Source organism: Pseudomonas proteolytica, assembly GCF_007858275.1.
In the GTDB taxonomy this organism is placed as follows: Bacteria; Pseudomonadota; Gammaproteobacteria; order Pseudomonadales; family Pseudomonadaceae; genus Aquipseudomonas; species Aquipseudomonas proteolytica.
In genome coordinates this window covers 1-17,481 of record NZ_VFEV01000037.1, presented here as the reverse complement: position 1 = coordinate 17,481, position 17,481 = coordinate 1, and the positions used below count along the sequence as shown (strand labels likewise).

Below are 17,481 nucleotides of genomic sequence, written 5' to 3'. Positions count from 1 at the left end.
AAGCGTTCCACCTAAGAAACTCTTACAATACGACCAAGAAAGCCTTAGCGCATCGTAGTCCAATACCTTTTTATACGTAGGATTTTTCCTGTTTTATACCTACTCAGCCTTCCCTTCATGCTCCTGACCTACCTTCTGAGCTAATGTGCGCGCTAATTTGCACTAGTATGGAATTGCCTCATGAATACAGTTTTTATTATTGACGACCATCCGGTTATTCGACTTGCAATCCGAATGTTGCTGGAACATGAAGGTTACAAAATAGTCGGTGAAACAGATAACGGTTGCGACGCGATACAAATGGTCCGCGAATGCCTTCCAGACCTCATCATACTTGATATCAGTATTCCCAAGCTCGACGGTCTGGAGGTCCTTTGCAGGTTCAACGCCATGAGCACGCCAATGAAAACCCTGATTCTAACGGCCCAATCCCCGACACTTTTTGCTACACGCTGCATGCGCTCAGGTGCCGACGGTTATGTCTGCAAAAAAGGTGACCTAAGCGAACTGCTAAGTGCAATCAGGGCTGTACTTTCAGGTTACAACTATTTCCCAAGCCAGGCCTTGAATACCACGGACTCCGAACTGGGAGAAAACGAAGAATTGATACTTTTCAAATCAGTCAATGACCGAGAACTTATGGTCTTACAACTTTTTGCGCAAGGTCGCACAAACAAGGAAATTGCCAAAGGCATGTTCCTCAGCAATAAAACTGTCAGCACTTATAAAAAACGTTTAATGCAAAAACTCAAAGCCAAGTCTTTGGTAGAACTTATCGAGATGGCAAAACGCAACGCGTTAGTGTGAGAAACAGGATGCCAAGGCGTTTAAAGGACTATCTAATCATTTTGAGTATCGGGCTGTGCTTGAGTACAGCCGTGCCAGCCACTCAAACCGCTCCAGAACGCTACTCTCTGCTCAGTCGTGCCGGTATCGCTCAGTTGGACGTTCAACTGGACCCTACCCAGCGCCAATGGCTACAAAACAAGCGCGAACTGGTGCTAGGCACCTCGATACCCGATTACCCGCCTTTCGACATCACCGCCAGCGGGCATGACTACGAAGGTATTACTGCCGATTACGCAGGCATCCTCGCCAAAGCCCTGGCAGTGCCCGTCAGCGTGATGCGCTACCCGTCACGGGAAGCGGCAATGCAGGCGCTGGAAGACGGGAAAATCGATTTGCTGGGTAGCGCCAACGGCTTTGAAGCGAACAACGCCGACATTGTCCTATCAACACCCTACGCGGTCGACCAGCCAGTGCTGGTCACCCGTGACGCAGAGACCCGCCCGCTCGACGAGGGGCTGGCGGGCATGCGCCTGAGCCTCGTCTACCACTACCTGCCGCTCAAGGAAGTCGAAGCGCTGTACCCCAACGCGATCATCCAGGTCTATCCGTCTTACTTGAATGCGCTGAACGCCGTGGCGTTCGACCAGGCCGATGTATTTCTCGGCGATACCATTTCCACCCACTACATGATCAACAAGGGCTACCTGAAGAACATCCGCATGGCCAATTTCGGCAAGCACGAAGCCTACGGCTTCAGTTTTGCCGTACATCGCGGTCAGCAAACCCTGCTGGGCATCGTCGATGCGGTCCTCGCCAGCGTCGAATCCCACGAGCGCGAAAGCATCGCCAAACGCTGGAGCGCAGGCAGCGATATCCTGCTGAGCGACCACAAGCTGCAGTTGAGCCGGCGTGAAGAACGCTGGCTCAAGGACCATCCGGTGGTGAAAGTGGTCATCAACGAAACCTTCGCGCCACTGACGTTCGTCGATTCAGACGGCCAATTGCGGGGCATGACCGCCGACCTGCTGGAACTGATCCGCCTGCGCACGGGCTTGCGCCTGGAGTTCCAGCACACCCGCAACGTCAACCAAATGATCGAGCAGGTCGAGAACGGCAGCGCCGACATCATTGCCGCCATCAGCCCAACCCGCGAACGTGAAGCCAGGCTCAATTTCAGCCGTCCCTACCTGCAGAACTCCTACGTCCTGCTCACACGCAAGGAGCCCGGCGCCCCTTCCAGCCTTGAGCAACTGGCAGGAAAAAAACTGGCTATCACCCAAGGCAACCCCCTGGTGGATTATCTGCATCGGGAATTTGCACAGATCACCCTGGTACAGGCCGACGATACGTTCAAGGCCTCGGAAATGCTCGCACAGGGGCAAGTGGATGGGGCCGTCAATTCTTTGGTGGTCGCCAACTACTTCCTTTCGTCCCAGTTCTTTCAGGACCGATTGCAGATCAGTTCAAGTATCGGTACGCAACTGGCCTCTTTTTCCCTGGCAACATCACGCAGCGCCACCGAACTGGCCTCCATTCTGGACAAGGCCCTGCTCAGCATCGCGCCAGATGAACTGGGGGTTATCAACAACCGCTGGCGTGGTTACACGGCGGCATCCGACAGCTATTGGCGCAACTACCACCGCCTGATTATCCAGATCATCAGCGCTGCCGGGCTGCTGCTGCTCACCTCGCTGGCCTGGAACGGCTACATGCGCAGGCAGATCAAGCACCGACAGATGGCAGAGCGGGCCTTGAGCGACCAATACGAATTCATGCGTGCCCTGGTCAATGAAACTCCTCACCCCATCTACGTGCGCGACCGTAATGGTTTACTGCAGACGTGCAATGACAGTTACCTGCAGGTCTTCGGCGTCAGGCGTGAAGAGGTCATTGGCAAGAGTGTCATGCAAATCAGCCTGGCGGATGCGGCCCAGGCCAACCAGTACCATGCCGACTATCTGCGAGTGGTGGCCGAAGGCACGCCACTGATCCTTGACCGCTCCCTGGACATTGGCGGGCAGCACCTGACGATCTATCACTGGATCCTGCCTTACCGGGATTCGGTCGGTAAGGTGCAGGGCATCATCGGCGGCTGGATCGATATCAGCGAACGTCGCCAATTATTCGATGACCTGCGCGCCGCCAAGGACCGCGCAGATGAAGCCAATCGCGCAAAAAGCACGTTCCTGGCCACCATGAGCCATGAGATCCGCACGCCCATGAACGCGGTGATCGGCATGCTGGAATTGACCCTGAAACGGGCCGACCAGGGGCACCTGGACCGTCCGGCGATCGAGGTGGCCTACAACTCGGCCAAGGACTTGCTGGAGTTGATTGGCGATATCCTCGACATCGCGCGCATTGAGTCGGGCCGCCTGAGCCTGGCGCCGGAGCGCGTCGACCTGCGGGAGCTGATCGAGTCCGTCGTGCGGGTGTTCGATGGCCTGGCACGCCAGAAAAACCTCAACCTGCTGCTGGAGTTCAATCCCGGCGTCGAAGAACGTGACGTGCAGATCGATCCCCTGCGCTTCAAACAGATCCTGTCGAACCTGGTGAGCAACGCCATCAAGTTCACCGAGCAGGGAGACGTGAAGATCAAGGTGGATATCCAGGCCACCGGACAGCCACAACAGATCCAGATGAAACTGGTGGTCGAGGACACCGGTATCGGTATCAGCCGGGATGACCAGCAACGCCTGTTCGAACCTTTTTCCCAAGCCGACAATTCCGGGCACCTGGCCAGGAGCGGCGCCGGTCTTGGCCTGGTGATCTGTCGCAGCCTGTGCGAGATGATGGGCGGAGAGCTGGCCCTGAGCAGCGTCCCCAGCGTGGGCACCCAGGTGTTTGTCTCGCTGCAACTGACCAGCCTGCCTCCTGCCTACCCGCTGATCGAACTCAAGCCCGCGGCTCAGAATGCCGCAGCCGTGCTGAATGTACTGGTGGTGGACGACCATCCGGCCAACCGCCTGCTCATGTGCCAGCAACTGGGCTTCCTCGGGCATCGCTTCACCGCAGTCCACAATGGTGCGGCGGGCTTCCAGGCCTGGCGCCAGGAACACTTCGACCTGATCATTGCCGACTGCAATATGCCGGTAATGAACGGTTATGAACTGACCCGTTCAATCCGTGAGCATGAGCGACGGGAGAGCATCACGCCCTGTGTCATTCTGGGCTTCACCGCCAATGCCCAACCGGAGGAAAAACAGCGCTGCCGGGACGCGGGCATGAATGACTGCCTGTTCAAGCCCATCAGCCTCACGGCACTGGAGCGCCAACTGGCCGAAATCACCCCATACGCGCCATCGCGGATCTTTGACCTCGACGGCCTGAACGCCCTTACCGGCGGTGATCCACTGCTGAGCCAGCGTCTGCTGGAAGAACTGTTGAGCAGCAGCCGGTGCGATCGCGAGGAACTCATGGCATTGCTCCTGCAAGGTGCCCGCCAGGGCCTGATCGACCAGGCCCACAAGATCAAGGGCGCCGCCAGGATCGCCCAGGCCGGCGTATTGGCCGAACAATGTGAGCTGCTGGAACAGGCTGGCGAAGATGCCGACCTGGCGCAATTCGAGACCTGGGTCAAGGCCATCGAAAAAGCCATGCTCGACCTCGAGCACGTACTGCAGGAGCAGTTGGACACCCTCGCTCCACTGTAGGAGCCGGCTTGCCGGCGATGGTCGCTAACGAAGACGTGGGGTTCCTGACACCCCCATGTACTCTTACGGGCACCATCGCAGGCAAGCCAGCTCCCAGCTTACTCAGCAGGCAGTCAACCGCAGGAAGATCGCTGCCAGCCGCTCAATCCCCACCTGATCCTCAGCACTGAAACGCGCCAGTTTCGGACTATCCAGATCCAGCACCCCAATCAACGTCCCATCCTTGATCAACGGCACCACCAGTTCACTGTTGGAGGCACTGTCGCAGGCAATGTGCCCGGCAAACGCATGCACATCTTCCACCCGCTGGGTTTGTCGCGAAGCCGCCGCGGCACCACACACGCCCCGGCCGAACGGAATCCGCACGCAGGCGATCTGCCCCTGGAAAGGCCCGAGCACCAGTTCTTCATCACGGTTGAGATAAAAGCCAGCCCAGTTCAAGTCATCGAGCTGGTTGTACAGGAACGCGGAAAACTGCGCCGCGTTGGCGATAAAGTCCCGCTCATCGGCCAGCAGCGATTCCAGCTGTGCACAAAGCATGGCGTATCCATCAAGGCCGCTGCCGGCCTCTTGCAAGTCGATCATGGCTGGCGCTCCAGCAGTTTAAGGCCAACCCAGTAGCGGGCAAATTGGTAGGCACAGCGGCCGTTGCGATTGCCACGGCCCGTCGCCCAGCGCACCGCAAGGATGTCGAGTGCTTCATCACGCTGCCACTGCAAACCGGCCTTGTTCGCCAACTCACCAATCCAGTGCTCCACCACGTCCAGGAAATGCTCCTGGGTGAACGGGTAGAACGACAACCACAAGCCAAAACGGTCGGACAAGGCAATCTTGTCTTCCACGGCCTCACTGGGATGCAGCTCACCGTCCACGCGCTTCCAGTTGTCGTTGTCGCTCTGGTTTTCCGGCACCAAGTGACGACGGTTCGAGGTAGCGTACAGCAACACGTTTTCCGGGGCCTGCTCCAGCGAGCCGTCGAGCACGCTCTTGAGCACACGATAATCGCCTTCGCCAGCCTCAAACGACAGGTCGTCGCAGAACAGGATAAAACGCTGTGGCAGCTTGAGTAGTTGTTCGACCACACGCGGCAGGTCAGCCAGGTGATCACGCTCGATTTCGATCAAGCGCAAGCCGGCCTTGGCATGCTGGGCCAGCAACGCGCGGACCATGGACGATTTGCCAGTACCACGCGAGCCCCAGAGCAACGCATGGTTGGCAGGCAGGCCGTCGAGAAACTGTTGGGTATTGCGCGCCAATTGCTCGCGCTGCTTGTCGACGCCGATCAGGTCGGACAGGCGCATATCCAGGCTGACTTCCAGTGGCAACAGAAAGCCGCTGCGGCCCTCGCGCTGCCAGCGGGCTGCCAGGCAGTGATTCCAGTCAATCACCGCACGAGGGGCTGGCAACAGGGGTTCCAGACGAGCAAGCACCGCATCGGCCCGCTCAAGAAAGGCATTCAATCGAGAATCCATGACTATTCCTGTGGCAAGTTTTTGTAAAAGATGGCGTATTGGCAACCCTGACGCAGCTGCCAGACGGTTGCACCTGAAAAACGATTCATACCGGGCAAGGCTGGCGTTGAGGATGTTCAGCTATGCTTGCCGGGCGAAGGGAAACGTAAAGTGGCTCAGCACCCAATGGATATCAAGTTCGCCCACCGCTTGTCTTATAAACAAGCCAGACTGACTGTGCTGGTCGGTTTCGTATTGGGAACCTTGCTCAGCCTGATCCAAATCGGCATTGATTATGCCAGCGAAGATGCTTCCATCAACCGTGAAATACATGCGTTGCTGGAGATCAGTCACAACCCGGCCTCACGCATCGCCTACAACATCGACGCCGAACTGGCCCAGGAACTGACCCTGGGCCTGCTGCACTCCCCCGCCATTACCCGGGCGCAACTGGTCGATAACAATGGCCTGGTGCTGGCTGATGTTGATCGGCCGCGCAAGGAGAGCCGCTACCGCCCCATCAGCGACTTCCTGTTCGGCGCCAACCGCCAGTTCGAAGACCGCCTGTACCTTACCCATATGCCCGGCGAATCTCTAGGTGTGCTGCGTCTTAACGTCGATACCTATGCATTTGGCAGCCATTTCCTACGCCGCGCCGAGATCACCCTGCTCAATGGCTTTGCCCGCAGCCTGATCCTGACCGGCATCCTCCTGGGCCTGTTCTACGTGATGCTGACCCAGCCATTGGTGCGCATCATCCACGAACTGAGTACACGCAGCCCCGGCACTGCACCCCAGGCCCGCCTGGATTGCCCGCCCGGGCACGAACACGATGAGATCGGTGTGCTGGTCAACGTCGCCAACCAACAGTTCGAGAATATGGAGACCGAAATCCAGCAACGACGCCACGCCGAAGACCGCCTGACCGAGTACCTTGGCCAGTTGGAAGACATTGTTTCGGCGCGTACCACCGAGCTCAAGGCGATCAACCAGCGGCTAAGCCAATCCAACGAAGAACTGGAGGCCTCGAAAATGACCGCCCTGGGCATGGCCCAGGCACGGGCGGCCTTCCTCGCCAACATGAGCCATGAGATCCGCACCCCGCTCAATGGCTTGCTGGGCATGATCGCGCTATCCCTGGACAGCGCGCTGAATGCCGAGCAACGCCAACAACTGTCGATTGCCCATGACTCCGGCAAAGTCCTGGTAGAGCTGCTCAACGATATTCTCGACCTGTCCAAGTTCGATGCCGGGCAACTGGAACTGGAGAGCATCCCCTTCGACCTCGGGTCCCTGGTGGAAGACACCGCCAACCTGCTGTCACAAAACGCCGCGCCCAGCGTGGAATTGACCTGCCTGATCGACCCACAGTTTCCCGCCCAAGTCGTGGGTGATCCGACCCGGGTCCGGCAGATTGTCAGTAACCTGCTGTCCAATGCCTTGAAGTTCACCCGCTTTGGCCGCGTCGATGTACGACTCAATGCGCAGCCCGATGGCGTGCGCATAGAAGTGTGCGACACCGGTATCGGCATTGCCCAGGAGGCCCAGGCGCGGATCTTCAAGCCCTTCACCCAGGCGGGTGCTGGTATTACCCGACAGTTCGGCGGGACTGGCCTGGGCCTGGCCCTGACCCATAATCTTTGCGAGGCCATGCAAGGCCGGCTGACCATCAGTTCAGAAACCGGCTTCGGCAGCCAGTTCTGTGCCGAACTGCCACTCCCCGCCCACACACCGGCCGTGCGGTTCGGGCCGTTGAGCGGCGAAGTTGCAGTCATTACCGGGGCCAGCAGCGGCTTGGCGGAACTGCTGCAGACCCTGCTGCCGCACTGGGGACTGACGCCGCACAGCTATACGATCGACGATGACTTGAGCGGCCTGGCACCGGACATCCTCATCACCGACTGCCCCGAGTGCCTGTTCCGCCTGCGCCCGAGCATCCGCGCACCGATCCTGCTGGTCACCGCCTACGGCAGCTTCATGCCCAGCGAGGAAGTGGCCGCGCTGGCGCCCCTGCAACAGCAGGCACGCCCACTGAGCCGCGCCGCGTTGTATCAGGTTTTGCACCGCAACCTGCGCGCCGACAGTGAAATCGTCCTCGACCTGGCCCAATTGGAAACCAGCCCGGTCGCCCACCGGGCGCGCATCCTGTTGGTGGAAGACAACCCGGTCAATCAACTGGTGGCTAAAGGCATGCTCAGCAAGCTTGGCTGCGAGGTAGTGGTCGCCGCCCACGGCGGCGAGGCGTTGAAACAGTTGGAGGAACAACGTTTCGATATGGTGCTGATGGACTGCAACATGCCGGTCATGGATGGCTACGAGGCAAGCCGGCAGATTCGCCGCAGCGGGCGCTGGCCAGAGCTGCCGATTGTCGCACTGACCGCCAATGCCCTGGCCGAGGAGCGCGAACGGTGCAGGGCCGCCGGGATGAACGACTACCTGGCCAAGCCCTTTCGCCGCGAAGAACTCAACGCCCTGCTCGACCTCTGGGTGCCGACTACAACAACGCTCTGATTTGCCGCAACAGCTGGTCCAGCCCCTGGCGCAGGGCGTCGGCGTGGCTCAGGTCCACGCCGCTGTCACACAACAGGCGGGCCTTCAGCGGCTGGACGCGATCACGCAGCGCCTGGCCTGCTTCGCTAAGACTGAGGTGCACTTCACGCTCATCGGCCGCGCTACGGCGACGTTTGATCAGCGCCAGCTGTTCCAGACGCTTGAGCAGCGGCGTCAAAGTGCCAGAGTCGAGCAACAAGCGCTCCCCCAGCGCCTTGACCGTCGGCAGGTGCGGCGCGCAGGCGTGCCATTCCCACAGCACTAACATGACCAGGTATTGCGGATACGTCAGGCCCAACTGGTCAAGCATCGGCTTATAAGCCCGTGTCACCGCCCGGGAGGCGGCGTACAGCTTGAAGCACAACTGGTCATCCAAGGCCAGGGATACGCTAGGCAAATCTGTCATTTAAGCAACGCTTCGATCTCTTGGGTCAGTTCCTGGGGCTTGGTGGTCGGGGCAAAACGCTTGACCACCTGGCCATCGCGGCCGATCAGGAACTTGGTGAAGTTCCACTTGATGCCCTTGGAACCCAGCAGGCCTGGCGCACGCTGCTTCAACTGCACAAACAGCGGATGGGCCTCACCCCCATTGACATCAACCTTCTTGAACAGCGGGAAGCTGACACCGAAGTTCAGCTCACAGAACTCAGAAATCGCCCCCTCGTTGCCCGGCTCCTGCTTGCCGAACTGGTTGCACGGAAACCCCAACACCACCAACCCCTGGTCCTTGTACTGCTGCCAGAGCTGCTCAAGGCCTTTGTACTGGGGGGTAAACCCGCACTTGCTGGCGGTGTTGACCACGAGGATCGCCTTACCGGCGAAGTCCGCCAGGGTCTTTTGCTCGCCCTTGATGGTGGTGCAGGGAATGGTCAGCAGTTTGTCGCTCATGACAAGGCCTCAAGAAGTAAAGAAGACAAGATAAACATAGCGAGCAATTCAATTGCACACAATATGATTAACCAAACCGATATCCCGACATTCTCCCCTTGTAGGAGCGGGCTTGCCCGCGAAAGACGCCCAGACTCCGCGTTCACCCAGGCAGCCCGCGTCACCGTTAACGATCTTCGCGGGCAAGCCCGCTCCTACACAACGCAGGGTTTCAACGGGGAACCAGGTCCAGGCACACCGAGTTGATGCAGTAACGCAAGTCAGTAGGCGGCGGTCCATCAGGGAACACGTGCCCCAAATGCGCATCGCACTTGGCACAGGTCACTTCGGTGCGGATCATCCCGTGGCTGACATCGCGAATCTCGATCATCGCGCTGTCGGCAATCGGCTCATAAAAACTGGGCCAGCCACAACCGGCATCGAACTTGGTCTTGGAATCGAACAGCGGCTCATTGCAGCAAATACAGTGATACACACCATCGGTGGTGGTGGCGTTGTACTTACCGGAAAACGGCCGTTCGGTGCCCTTGAGACGGCACACCTGGTACTGCGCCGGATCGAGCATTTCCCGCCATTCATCCAGGGTCTTATCCAACTTTTCCATCAATACACCTCGACAACTGAAAAAGCCTGATCTGTGTCTTTTCCATGGATCAGGCGGCACGTATGATTGCGCCTCTTCAAAACACCAGTCTGGCACCCGCGTTATCGGCATTCAAACGTATTTATGGGTCAGGCCACACGCAGGATTCCCAGCACGGTAGTCTTCACATCGTCTGGATCGTTCATTTTCGGGATCACATCGCCATGCAGGTCAGCAAATCGAACAAGCTCGCCAACGTCTGCTACGACATTCGCGGCCCAGTGCTCAAGCACGCCAAACGCCTGGAAGAGGAAGGCCATCGCATCCTCAAGCTGAACATTGGCAACCCGGCGCCCTTTGGTTTCGAAGCGCCGGATGAAATTCTCCAGGATGTGATCCGCAACCTGCCCACCGCCCAAGGCTACAGCGACTCCAAAGGTCTGTTCAGCGCGCGCAAGGCGGTGATGCAGTACTACCAGCAAAAGCAGGTGGAAGGGGTGGGTATCGAAGATATCTACCTGGGCAATGGCGTCTCCGAGCTGATCGTGATGGCCATGCAAGCCTTGCTCAACAATGGCGACGAAGTGCTGGTGCCGGCGCCGGATTACCCGCTGTGGACGGCCGCCGTGACCCTGGCCGGTGGCCATCCGGTGCATTACCTGTGCGACGAGCAAGCCAACTGGTGGCCGGACCTGGCCGACATCAAGGCCAAGATCACGCCCAACACCAAGGCACTGGTCATCATCAACCCCAACAACCCTACCGGCGCGGTGTATTCCAAGGAAGTCCTGCTGGGCATGCTGGAACTGGCGCGTCAGCACAACCTGGTGGTGTTCTCCGACGAGATCTACGACAAGATCCTCTATGACGACGCGGTGCACATCTGCACGGCCTCGCTCGCCCCGGACCTGTTGTGCCTGACCTTCAACGGCCTGTCCAAGTCCTACCGGGTAGCGGGCTTCCGCTCCGGTTGGGTCGCCATCTCCGGGCCCAAGCACAATGCCCAGAGCTATATCGAAGGCATCGATATGCTGGCCAATATGCGCCTGTGCGCCAACGTGCCGAGCCAACACGCGATCCAGACGGCACTGGGGGGTTACCAGAGCATCAACGACCTGGTGCTGCCCGCTGGCCGTCTGCTGGAGCAGCGCAACCGTACCTGGGAGCTGCTCAACGACATTCCCGGCGTCAGTTGCGTCAAACCCATGGGCGCCCTGTATGCTTTCCCACGGATCGACCCGAAAGTGTGCCCGATCCACAACGACGAGAAGTTCGTCCTCGACCTGCTGCTGTCGGAAAAGCTGCTGGTGGTCCAGGGCACGGCGTTCAACTGGCCGTGGCCTGATCACTTCCGCGTAGTGACCCTGCCGCGCGTGGATGACCTGGACATGGCCATCGGGCGCATCGGCAACTTCCTGAAGTCCTATCGCCAGTAACTGTGCTTTCGCTGTACGACCCGCTACAGGTCGTACAGCGAGTATCTGGCAACACATCTGTGCCCGCCTCGCGTAGAAACACCTTCTGCCCTGCCCCGCTTCCCCTCTACTCTGTACGTCCCAACAATCACGGGGCCCAAAGGCTGCCGAACGGGAATTTCCAGCTGCATCCATAGTCAGAAATTCCCTTCAAGGCTCTACATTCACGCTGTAGGACACAGTTTGAAATAGTCGCCCGGTTGAATAGCCCAGTGCCGCACCTTATATACCCCGCAGTAAGCGACATATTAAGCATGAGGAGAATTCTACAACCATGATGCGCATCCTGCTGTTCTTGGCCACTAACCTGGCGGTCGTGCTGATTGCCAGCATCACCCTGAGCCTTTTCGGCTTCAACGGGTTCATGGCGGCCAACGGGGTTGATCTGAACCTCAATCAGCTGCTGGTTTTCTGTGCCGTCTTTGGTTTTGCCGGCTCGATCTTCTCGCTGTTCATCTCCAAGTGGATGGCGAAGATGAGCACCAGCACCCAGATCATCACCCAGCCGCGCACCCGGCATGAGCAATGGCTGCTGCAGACCGTCGAGCAACTGTCCCGCGAAGCCGGGATCAAGATGCCGGAAGTCGGGATCTTCCCGGCCTACGAGGCCAACGCCTTCGCCACCGGCTGGAACAAGAACGATGCTCTTGTTGCCGTCAGCCAGGGTTTGCTGGAGCGTTTCTCGCCCGACGAAGTGAAGGCCGTGCTGGCCCACGAGATCGGCCACGTCGCCAACGGCGACATGGTGACCCTGGCACTGGTCCAGGGCGTGGTGAACACCTTTGTGATGTTCTTCGCGCGGATCATCGGCAACTTTGTCGACAAGGTGATTTTCAAGAACGAAGGCGGCCAGGGTATCGCCTACTACGTGGCGACCATCTTTGCCGAACTGGTACTGGGCTTCCTCGCCAGCTCCATCGTGATGTGGTTCTCGCGCAAACGCGAATTCCGCGCCGACGAAGCCGGTGCCCAACTGGCCGGTACTGCCGCCATGATCGGCGCCCTGCAACGCCTGCGCTCCGAACAGGGCCTGCCGGTGCATATGCCTGACACCCTGAATGCCTTCGGCATCAACGGCGGCGTCAAGCAAGGCCTGGCACGGATGTTCATGAGCCACCCGCCGCTGGAAGAGCGGATCGACGCACTGCGTCGTCGCGGCTGACAGCCAGCAAGTAAAAAAGGGGCGATTCAATCGCCCCTTTTTTGTGGGCGCAGGTTTAACACCCCGCCAGTTGGTAAACCCGCTCCTCCAGCCGCGTGACGCCAGCCTGGGCGAACTTCGGACTCTCGGCCAGGATATCCCGCTGCTCCAGGGTGCTCAGCCGCCAGTGCGCTCCCAGCAGCCTATGGACCTCATCGTCGCTGACCGCAAATGGCGGGCCTGCTTTCTGGGCCTGCTGATAGTCCAGGCTGATCAGCAGGCCACTACCCACCTGCGGCGTAATCACCTGCAAATGCGCGGCATAACGCTCGCGCATCAACGGCGGCAAGGCAATCAGCGCCGCCCGGTCATAGAGGGCCGTGCAGCTCGCTGCATCCTCGCGACTCAACTCAAAAAAATCGCCGCACCACAACTCGATAGCGCCCGCCTGATAAACCTTGAAGCTTCCCCGCTGGCTGACTTGCGCAACCAGGCAATGCTCCTGGAAGAACTCTTGGACGGCCTTTTCCGAGAGCTCCACACCCAGCACCCCATACCCCTGCTGCACCAGCCACATCAGGTCCAGGCTTTTGCCACATAGCGGCACCAGTACCCGTGCCTGATTGGCCAACCCGAGGCCCGGCCAGTGCCGCAGCAGGTAGGGGTTGACCTCGGGCAGGTGAAAGCCGATCTGATTGCTTGCCCAGCGGTCATGCCAAAAGGTGGAGTCCATGAGTAGTCCTGAAAATTCGATCAAATAGCGCTAAAACTTATATTAGATTTAGATCAATGATCTGATTGAAGATGGTCCCATCTTAACCTTGAGGACCCCGCCCATGCTCCCCAGCCTGTTTATTTCCCACGGCTCGCCCATGCTGGCCCTGCAACCCGGCGCCAGCGGGCCGGCCCTTGAGCGACTGGCTGGCGCCCTGCCCCGGCCCAAGGCAATCGTGGTGATGTCCGCGCACTGGGAAAGCCATGAGTTACTGGTCAGTGGCAGTCCCGCCCCAGAAACCTGGCACGACTTCGGCGGCTTCCCCCGCGAACTGTTCGCCGTGCAGTATCCAGCGCCCGGCAACCCGGCACTCGCGCGGCAGATCATCGAGTTGCTCGCCGCCGATGGCCTAGAGCCCCGACTCGATAACCAGCGCCCATTTGACCATGGCACTTGGGTGCCGCTGTCGTTGATGTATCCGGCGGCCGATATCCCCGTGGTGCAGGTGTCCTTGCCCAGCCATATGGGGCCCGCGCTGCAAACCCGGATCGGGCAGGCTCTCGGGAGCTTACGCACAGAAGGCGTTCTACTGATCGGTTCCGGCAGCATTACCCATAACCTCGGTGAGCTGGACTGGCGCGCCGGCCCGGAAAGCATTGAGCCCTGGGCGCGGGAATTTCGCGACTGGGTGGTCGACAAACTGTCCACACAGGATGAGGCCGCGTTGCACGACTACCGCCAGCAAGCGCCTTATGCGGTACGCAGCCATCCCAGCGATGAGCACTTGCTGCCGTTGTACTTCGCACGCGGCGCGGGTGGGCAGTTCAGTGTGGCGCATCAGGGGTTCACCCTGGGCGCCTTGGGGATGGATATCTATCGATTTGACTGACAGCGCAGGCTTGTCCCCCTTCCCCATCATAGGTATCTACACAACTTTGCCGCAACGCCTAGATCCAGGCAGATAGCGCAGTTGTGGCGAGCGGGCTCGCCCCGCTCGCCACAGGGGGGTTTGTCAGTTTCTGAAAGTTGTGTAGATACTTGTGCCTTCCCCATAGCCGCCACGGCCAGGTGAAATCCCAGGCAAAAAAAATCCCCGAACCAGTCGGGGATTTTTTATGTTCGATCAATCAGCCTGCAGGCCGATCAATCTTCGCGATAGCGACGCAGCTTGAGCTGCTTGCCGGCAACGCGAGTGTCCTTCAGCTTGGCCAGCAACTTCTCCAGGCCATCTTCCGGCAGCTCCACCAGGGAGAAGCTGTCACGCACCTGGATGCGACCGATCGCTTCACGTGCCAGGCCACCCTCGTTGAGGATAGCGCCCAGCAGGTTCTTGGCGGCGATACCATCACGCGCGCCCAGCGCGGTACGGCAGCGGGCACGGCCTTCAGCCAATGGAACCGGAGCGCGACGCTCGCGATCACCACGGTCCGGACGGTCACCCGTACGTTCTGGACGATCACCGCGCGGAGCGTTGTTCGGCACCAGTGGACGTTCTTTCTCGATCGCCGCCAGGGTCAGGGCCTGACCGTTGGTAGCCTTGCGCAGCAGGGCTGCAGCCAGGGCACGCGGGGTGCAACCGATATCGGCAGTCAGGCGGTCCAGCAGGTCACCGTGGGTCGATTCAGCGTCAGCCACCAGCGGCGACAGGCTGTTGGTCAGTTTCTTGATGCGGGCATCGAGAACGGCCTGGGCATCCGGCAGGCGGACTTCGGCAACTTTCTGACCGGTTACACGCTCGATCACTTGCAGCATGCGGCGCTCACGCGGAGTCACCAGCAGCAGTGCACGACCTTCGCGACCAGCACGGCCAGTACGGCCGATACGGTGAACGTAGGACTCTGGATCGTAAGGCATGTCAACGTTGAACACGTGGGTGATACGTGGAACGTCGAGACCACGAGCAGCTACGTCGGTCGCTACAACGATGTCCAGACGGCCATCCTTGAGGGAGTCGATCACGCGCTCACGTTGGTTCTGGGCAATGTCACCGTTCAGCGCAGCGGCTTTGTAGCCTTTGGCTTCCAGGGCACTGGCCAGGTCCAGGGTCGCTTGCTTGGTGCGCACGAACATGATCAGGGCGTCGAAGTCTTCGACTTCCAGCAGGCTCAATACAGCCGAGGTCTTCTGGTCAGCGTGAACCAACAGGTGAGCCTGTTCGATCGCGGTAACGGTCTGAGTCTTGGTCTGGATCTTCACGTGTTGCGGATCGCGCAGGTGGCGTTCGGCAATGGCACGGATCGACTGTGGCAGGGTGGCCGAGAACAGTACGGTCTGACGGGTCGGTGGCAGCGCCTTGAAGATGACTTCCAGGTCATCCATGAAGCCCAGCTTCAACATTTCGTCAGCTTCGTCGAGAACCAGGTGGTTCACGGTCGACAGCACTTTTTCGTCGCGACGCAGGTGGTCGCACAGACGGCCCGGGGTGGCGACAACGATCTGTGCGCCATTACGGATTGCTTTGAGTTGTGGGCCCATAGGCGCGCCGCCGTAAACGGCCACAACGGTAACGCCCGGCATTTGCTTGGCGTAGGTTTCGAAAGCGGTTGCTACTTGCAGCGCCAACTCACGGGTTGGCGCCAGGATCAGGGCTTGCGGCTCGCGCTTGGCAGGATCGATGCAATGCAGGATAGGCAGAGCGAACGCGGCGGTTTTACCAGTACCGGTTTGCGCCTGGCCAATCATGTCTTGGCCGGCCATGATGATCGGGATCGATTGCTGCTGAATAGCCGAAGGTTCTTCGTAGCCGGTCGCGATGACGGCAGCAAGAATGTTCGGGTTAAGATTAAAAGCGGCGAAGCCGCCGGTTTCCTGGGTCATGGGTCTGCCTCTAAGTGCATCCGCAAAGACCCATGCTCCAAAGCTGCGCATGCCGTGTTGAGACTCAAGAGTCGCCCTGGCTGCTTTGTCGGCGGGGATTTGCGAAAACGAATGAATGAAAAAGATTCGTCAAGGGAGAGTCCGCTGTGCGGACGTGCAGCCGAAGCTGACTTCGGGGAATTGCGCTACCTAAACGCGGCCCGGTTAAAGGCCGGCGCGCACTATACCGGAAATCCCTGAAAAAGGGAGCTTTTTTTATCGGAAAAGCCCATTCAAGTGCTCTGTGTCACAGGCTTTGCGCATCCTTGCAGGAGCGTCTATTTTTCAAAGGCCCGGCCCTGTTGGTCATTGCGCTTAAACGCTTCACCTTTTGCAGTGGGCCCTTCGGTCCGAAACTGCCTTTCGCGCCCGAGGATCTCCCCATGAATCAAGCCAGCAGCAGCCGCGTCAGCCGTGAACTACAAGGGCATGTCCTGCTGCTGGGGCTCGATCGGGTCGCCAAGCGCAACGCCTTTGACCTCGACCTGCTCAACGAACTGAGCCTGGCCTACGGCGAATTCGATCGCAATGAAGAAGCCCGCGTAGCCGTGGTGTTCGGCCATGGCGACCACTTCACCGCCGGGCTGGACCTGATCAACGTCGCCCACACCATGGCCCAGGGCTGGCAACCGCCGCTGGGAGGCTGCGATCCGTGGGGTGTATTTGCCGGGCCGCGGGTCAGCAAGCCGGTGATTGTTGCCGCCCAGGGCTATTGCCTGACCATCGGTATCGAGCTGATGCTCGCAGCGGACATCAACCTGTGCGCCAGCAATACGCGCTTTGCGCAGATGGAAGTCCAGCGTGGGATCTTCCCTTTTGGTGGCGCCACCTTGCGCCTGCACCAGATCGCCGGCTGGGGCAATGCCATGCGCTGGCTACTGACTGGCGATGAGTTCGATGCCCATGAGGCCCTGCGCCTGGGGCTGGTGCAGGAGGTCATGGCCAGCGAAGACCTGCTGCCGCGGGCGCTGGCCCTGGCCAACCGGATCGCCAGCCAGGCGCCGCTGGGCGTGCAGGCGACTTTGACATCGGCACGCCAGGCGCGGGATGAAGGCGAGACTGCGGCGGCGGCCGGGTTGCCGGTGCTGGTCGAAAAACTGCTTAACAGCGAGGATGCCAAGGAAGGAGTGCGAGCGATGCTGGAGAAGCGGCCGGGGGTGTTCAAAGGTTTGTAAGCAGTCAGTGATGGCCTCATCGCGGCATGGGTATCTACACAATTTTGCCGCAACGCCTAGATCCAGGCAGATAGCGCAGTTGTGGCGAGCGGGCTTGTCGGAACGCCGCATCGCCCGCGCTGGGCTGCGAAGCAGCCCCAATAAGCCGAATGCGTTGTACCAGATACGCCGCAGCGGCTGGTTTTGGGGCTGCTTCGCAGCCCAG

General features: G+C 59.5%; 14 protein-coding genes. 7 read left to right on the top strand and 7 right to left on the bottom strand.

Annotated features, from left to right (window positions below):
• Positions 1 to 180 precede the first annotated feature (180 nt).
• Positions 181 to 807: a response regulator transcription factor gene (locus FIV38_RS22915; protein ID WP_092235269.1), complete on the top strand. Its 627-nt coding sequence runs from the start codon at positions 181 to 183 to the stop codon at positions 805 to 807.
• An 8-nt stretch (positions 808 to 815) separates the two neighbouring features.
• Entirely contained in the window at positions 816 to 4,442 is a 3,627-nt protein-coding gene (locus tag FIV38_RS22910) for a transporter substrate-binding domain-containing protein (RefSeq protein ID WP_092235268.1), read from the top strand.
• 102 nt (positions 4,443 to 4,544) lie between these two features.
• On the opposite strand, the gene FIV38_RS22905 is transcribed toward FIV38_RS22910, so the two are convergent.
• Entirely contained in the window at positions 4,545 to 5,027 is a 483-nt protein-coding gene (locus tag FIV38_RS22905) for a GAF domain-containing protein (RefSeq protein WP_092235263.1), read from the bottom strand.
• A complete protein-coding gene (locus FIV38_RS22900; RefSeq protein ID WP_029298058.1) occupies positions 5,024 to 5,914 on the bottom strand; it encodes an ATP-binding protein in 891 nt (296 codons plus the stop codon). The genes FIV38_RS22905 and FIV38_RS22900 overlap by 4 nt, the downstream gene beginning before the upstream one ends.
• Positions 5,915 to 6,079: 165 nt before the next feature.
• Here FIV38_RS22900 and FIV38_RS22895 point away from each other — a divergent pair, with 165 nt between their 5' ends.
• On the top strand, positions 6,080 to 8,404 hold the full coding sequence (locus FIV38_RS22895; protein WP_092235260.1) for a hybrid sensor histidine kinase/response regulator: 2,325 nt from the start codon (positions 6,080 to 6,082) through the stop codon (positions 8,402 to 8,404).
• On the opposite strand, the gene FIV38_RS22890 is transcribed toward FIV38_RS22895, so the two are convergent.
• From FIV38_RS22890 to msrB, 3 genes are all read right to left on the bottom strand, one after another.
• Positions 8,388 to 8,849, bottom strand: coding sequence for a MarR family winged helix-turn-helix transcriptional regulator (locus FIV38_RS22890; RefSeq protein ID WP_092235257.1), 462 nt, complete (start codon positions 8,847 to 8,849; stop codon positions 8,388 to 8,390). The genes FIV38_RS22895 and FIV38_RS22890 overlap by 17 nt on opposite strands.
• Positions 8,846 to 9,331 (bottom strand): glutathione peroxidase, encoded by a 486-nt coding sequence (locus FIV38_RS22885; RefSeq protein WP_092235253.1) that lies wholly within the window; start codon positions 9,329 to 9,331, stop codon positions 8,846 to 8,848. Before FIV38_RS22885 ends, FIV38_RS22890 begins: the two co-directional genes overlap by 4 nt.
• Positions 9,332 to 9,542: 211 nt before the next feature.
• Complete coding sequence (msrB, locus tag FIV38_RS22875; protein WP_092235250.1) at positions 9,543 to 9,935, bottom strand: peptide-methionine (R)-S-oxide reductase MsrB; 393 nt, start codon at positions 9,933 to 9,935, stop codon at positions 9,543 to 9,545.
• 203 nt (positions 9,936 to 10,138) lie between these two features.
• Here msrB and FIV38_RS22870 point away from each other — a divergent pair, with 203 nt between their 5' ends.
• Positions 10,139 to 11,350 carry a pyridoxal phosphate-dependent aminotransferase gene (locus FIV38_RS22870; RefSeq protein WP_029298044.1) on the top strand — a complete coding sequence of 404 codons (1,212 nt, stop codon included), beginning with the start codon at positions 10,139 to 10,141 and terminating at the stop codon, positions 11,348 to 11,350.
• A 313-nt stretch (positions 11,351 to 11,663) separates the two neighbouring features.
• Entirely contained in the window at positions 11,664 to 12,551 is an 888-nt protein-coding gene (gene htpX, locus FIV38_RS22865) for a protease HtpX (RefSeq protein WP_029298042.1), read from the top strand.
• A 55-nt stretch (positions 12,552 to 12,606) separates the two neighbouring features.
• Here the strand turns inward: htpX and FIV38_RS22860 are convergent, their stop codons facing one another.
• The gene (locus FIV38_RS22860) at positions 12,607 to 13,263 is read right to left on the bottom strand and encodes a thiopurine S-methyltransferase (protein WP_092235247.1); all 657 of its coding nucleotides are present in this window, start codon (positions 13,261 to 13,263) and stop codon (positions 12,607 to 12,609) included.
• Between the two features lie 103 nt (positions 13,264 to 13,366).
• Between FIV38_RS22860 and FIV38_RS22855 the strand changes: the two genes are divergently transcribed.
• Positions 13,367 to 14,134 (top strand): DODA-type extradiol aromatic ring-opening family dioxygenase, encoded by a 768-nt coding sequence (locus FIV38_RS22855; protein ID WP_092235243.1) that lies wholly within the window; start codon positions 13,367 to 13,369, stop codon positions 14,132 to 14,134.
• A 254-nt stretch (positions 14,135 to 14,388) separates the two neighbouring features.
• Here the strand turns inward: FIV38_RS22855 and FIV38_RS22850 are convergent, their stop codons facing one another.
• Positions 14,389 to 16,062: a DEAD/DEAH box helicase gene (locus tag FIV38_RS22850; RefSeq protein ID WP_017136163.1), complete on the bottom strand. Its 1,674-nt coding sequence runs from the start codon at positions 16,060 to 16,062 to the stop codon at positions 14,389 to 14,391.
• 422 nt (positions 16,063 to 16,484) lie between these two features.
• Between FIV38_RS22850 and FIV38_RS22840 the strand changes: the two genes are divergently transcribed.
• Complete coding sequence (locus FIV38_RS22840; protein WP_029298036.1) at positions 16,485 to 17,276, top strand: crotonase/enoyl-CoA hydratase family protein; 792 nt, start codon at positions 16,485 to 16,487, stop codon at positions 17,274 to 17,276.
• Positions 17,277 to 17,481 lie beyond the last annotated feature (205 nt).

What these genes read in the sequence shown, in the direction of transcription:
- htpX (WP_029298042.1), top strand. Translation starts at nt 11,664, where the DNA reads ATGATGCGCATCCTGCTGTTCTTGGCCACTAACCTGGCGGTCGTGCTG.
- FIV38_RS22910 (WP_092235268.1), top strand. Translation starts at nt 816, where the DNA reads ATGCCAAGGCGTTTAAAGGACTATCTAATCATTTTGAGTATCGGGCTG.
- FIV38_RS22860 (WP_092235247.1), bottom strand. Translation starts at nt 13,263, where the DNA reads ATGGACTCCACCTTTTGGCATGACCGCTGGGCAAGCAATCAGATCGGC.
- FIV38_RS22885 (WP_092235253.1), bottom strand. Translation starts at nt 9,331, where the DNA reads ATGAGCGACAAACTGCTGACCATTCCCTGCACCACCATCAAGGGCGAG.
- FIV38_RS22905 (WP_092235263.1), bottom strand. Translation starts at nt 5,027, where the DNA reads ATGATCGACTTGCAAGAGGCCGGCAGCGGCCTTGATGGATACGCCATG.
- FIV38_RS22840 (WP_029298036.1), top strand. Translation starts at nt 16,485, where the DNA reads ATGAATCAAGCCAGCAGCAGCCGCGTCAGCCGTGAACTACAAGGGCAT.
- FIV38_RS22915 (WP_092235269.1), top strand. Translation starts at nt 181, where the DNA reads ATGAATACAGTTTTTATTATTGACGACCATCCGGTTATTCGACTTGCA.
- msrB (WP_092235250.1), bottom strand. Translation starts at nt 9,935, where the DNA reads ATGGAAAAGTTGGATAAGACCCTGGATGAATGGCGGGAAATGCTCGAT.
- FIV38_RS22870 (WP_029298044.1), top strand. Translation starts at nt 10,139, where the DNA reads ATGCAGGTCAGCAAATCGAACAAGCTCGCCAACGTCTGCTACGACATT.
- FIV38_RS22890 (WP_092235257.1), bottom strand. Translation starts at nt 8,849, where the DNA reads ATGACAGATTTGCCTAGCGTATCCCTGGCCTTGGATGACCAGTTGTGC.
- FIV38_RS22855 (WP_092235243.1), top strand. Translation starts at nt 13,367, where the DNA reads ATGCTCCCCAGCCTGTTTATTTCCCACGGCTCGCCCATGCTGGCCCTG.
- FIV38_RS22895 (WP_092235260.1), top strand. Translation starts at nt 6,080, where the DNA reads ATGGATATCAAGTTCGCCCACCGCTTGTCTTATAAACAAGCCAGACTG.
- FIV38_RS22850 (WP_017136163.1), bottom strand. Translation starts at nt 16,062, where the DNA reads ATGACCCAGGAAACCGGCGGCTTCGCCGCTTTTAATCTTAACCCGAAC.
- FIV38_RS22900 (WP_029298058.1), bottom strand. Translation starts at nt 5,914, where the DNA reads ATGGATTCTCGATTGAATGCCTTTCTTGAGCGGGCCGATGCGGTGCTT.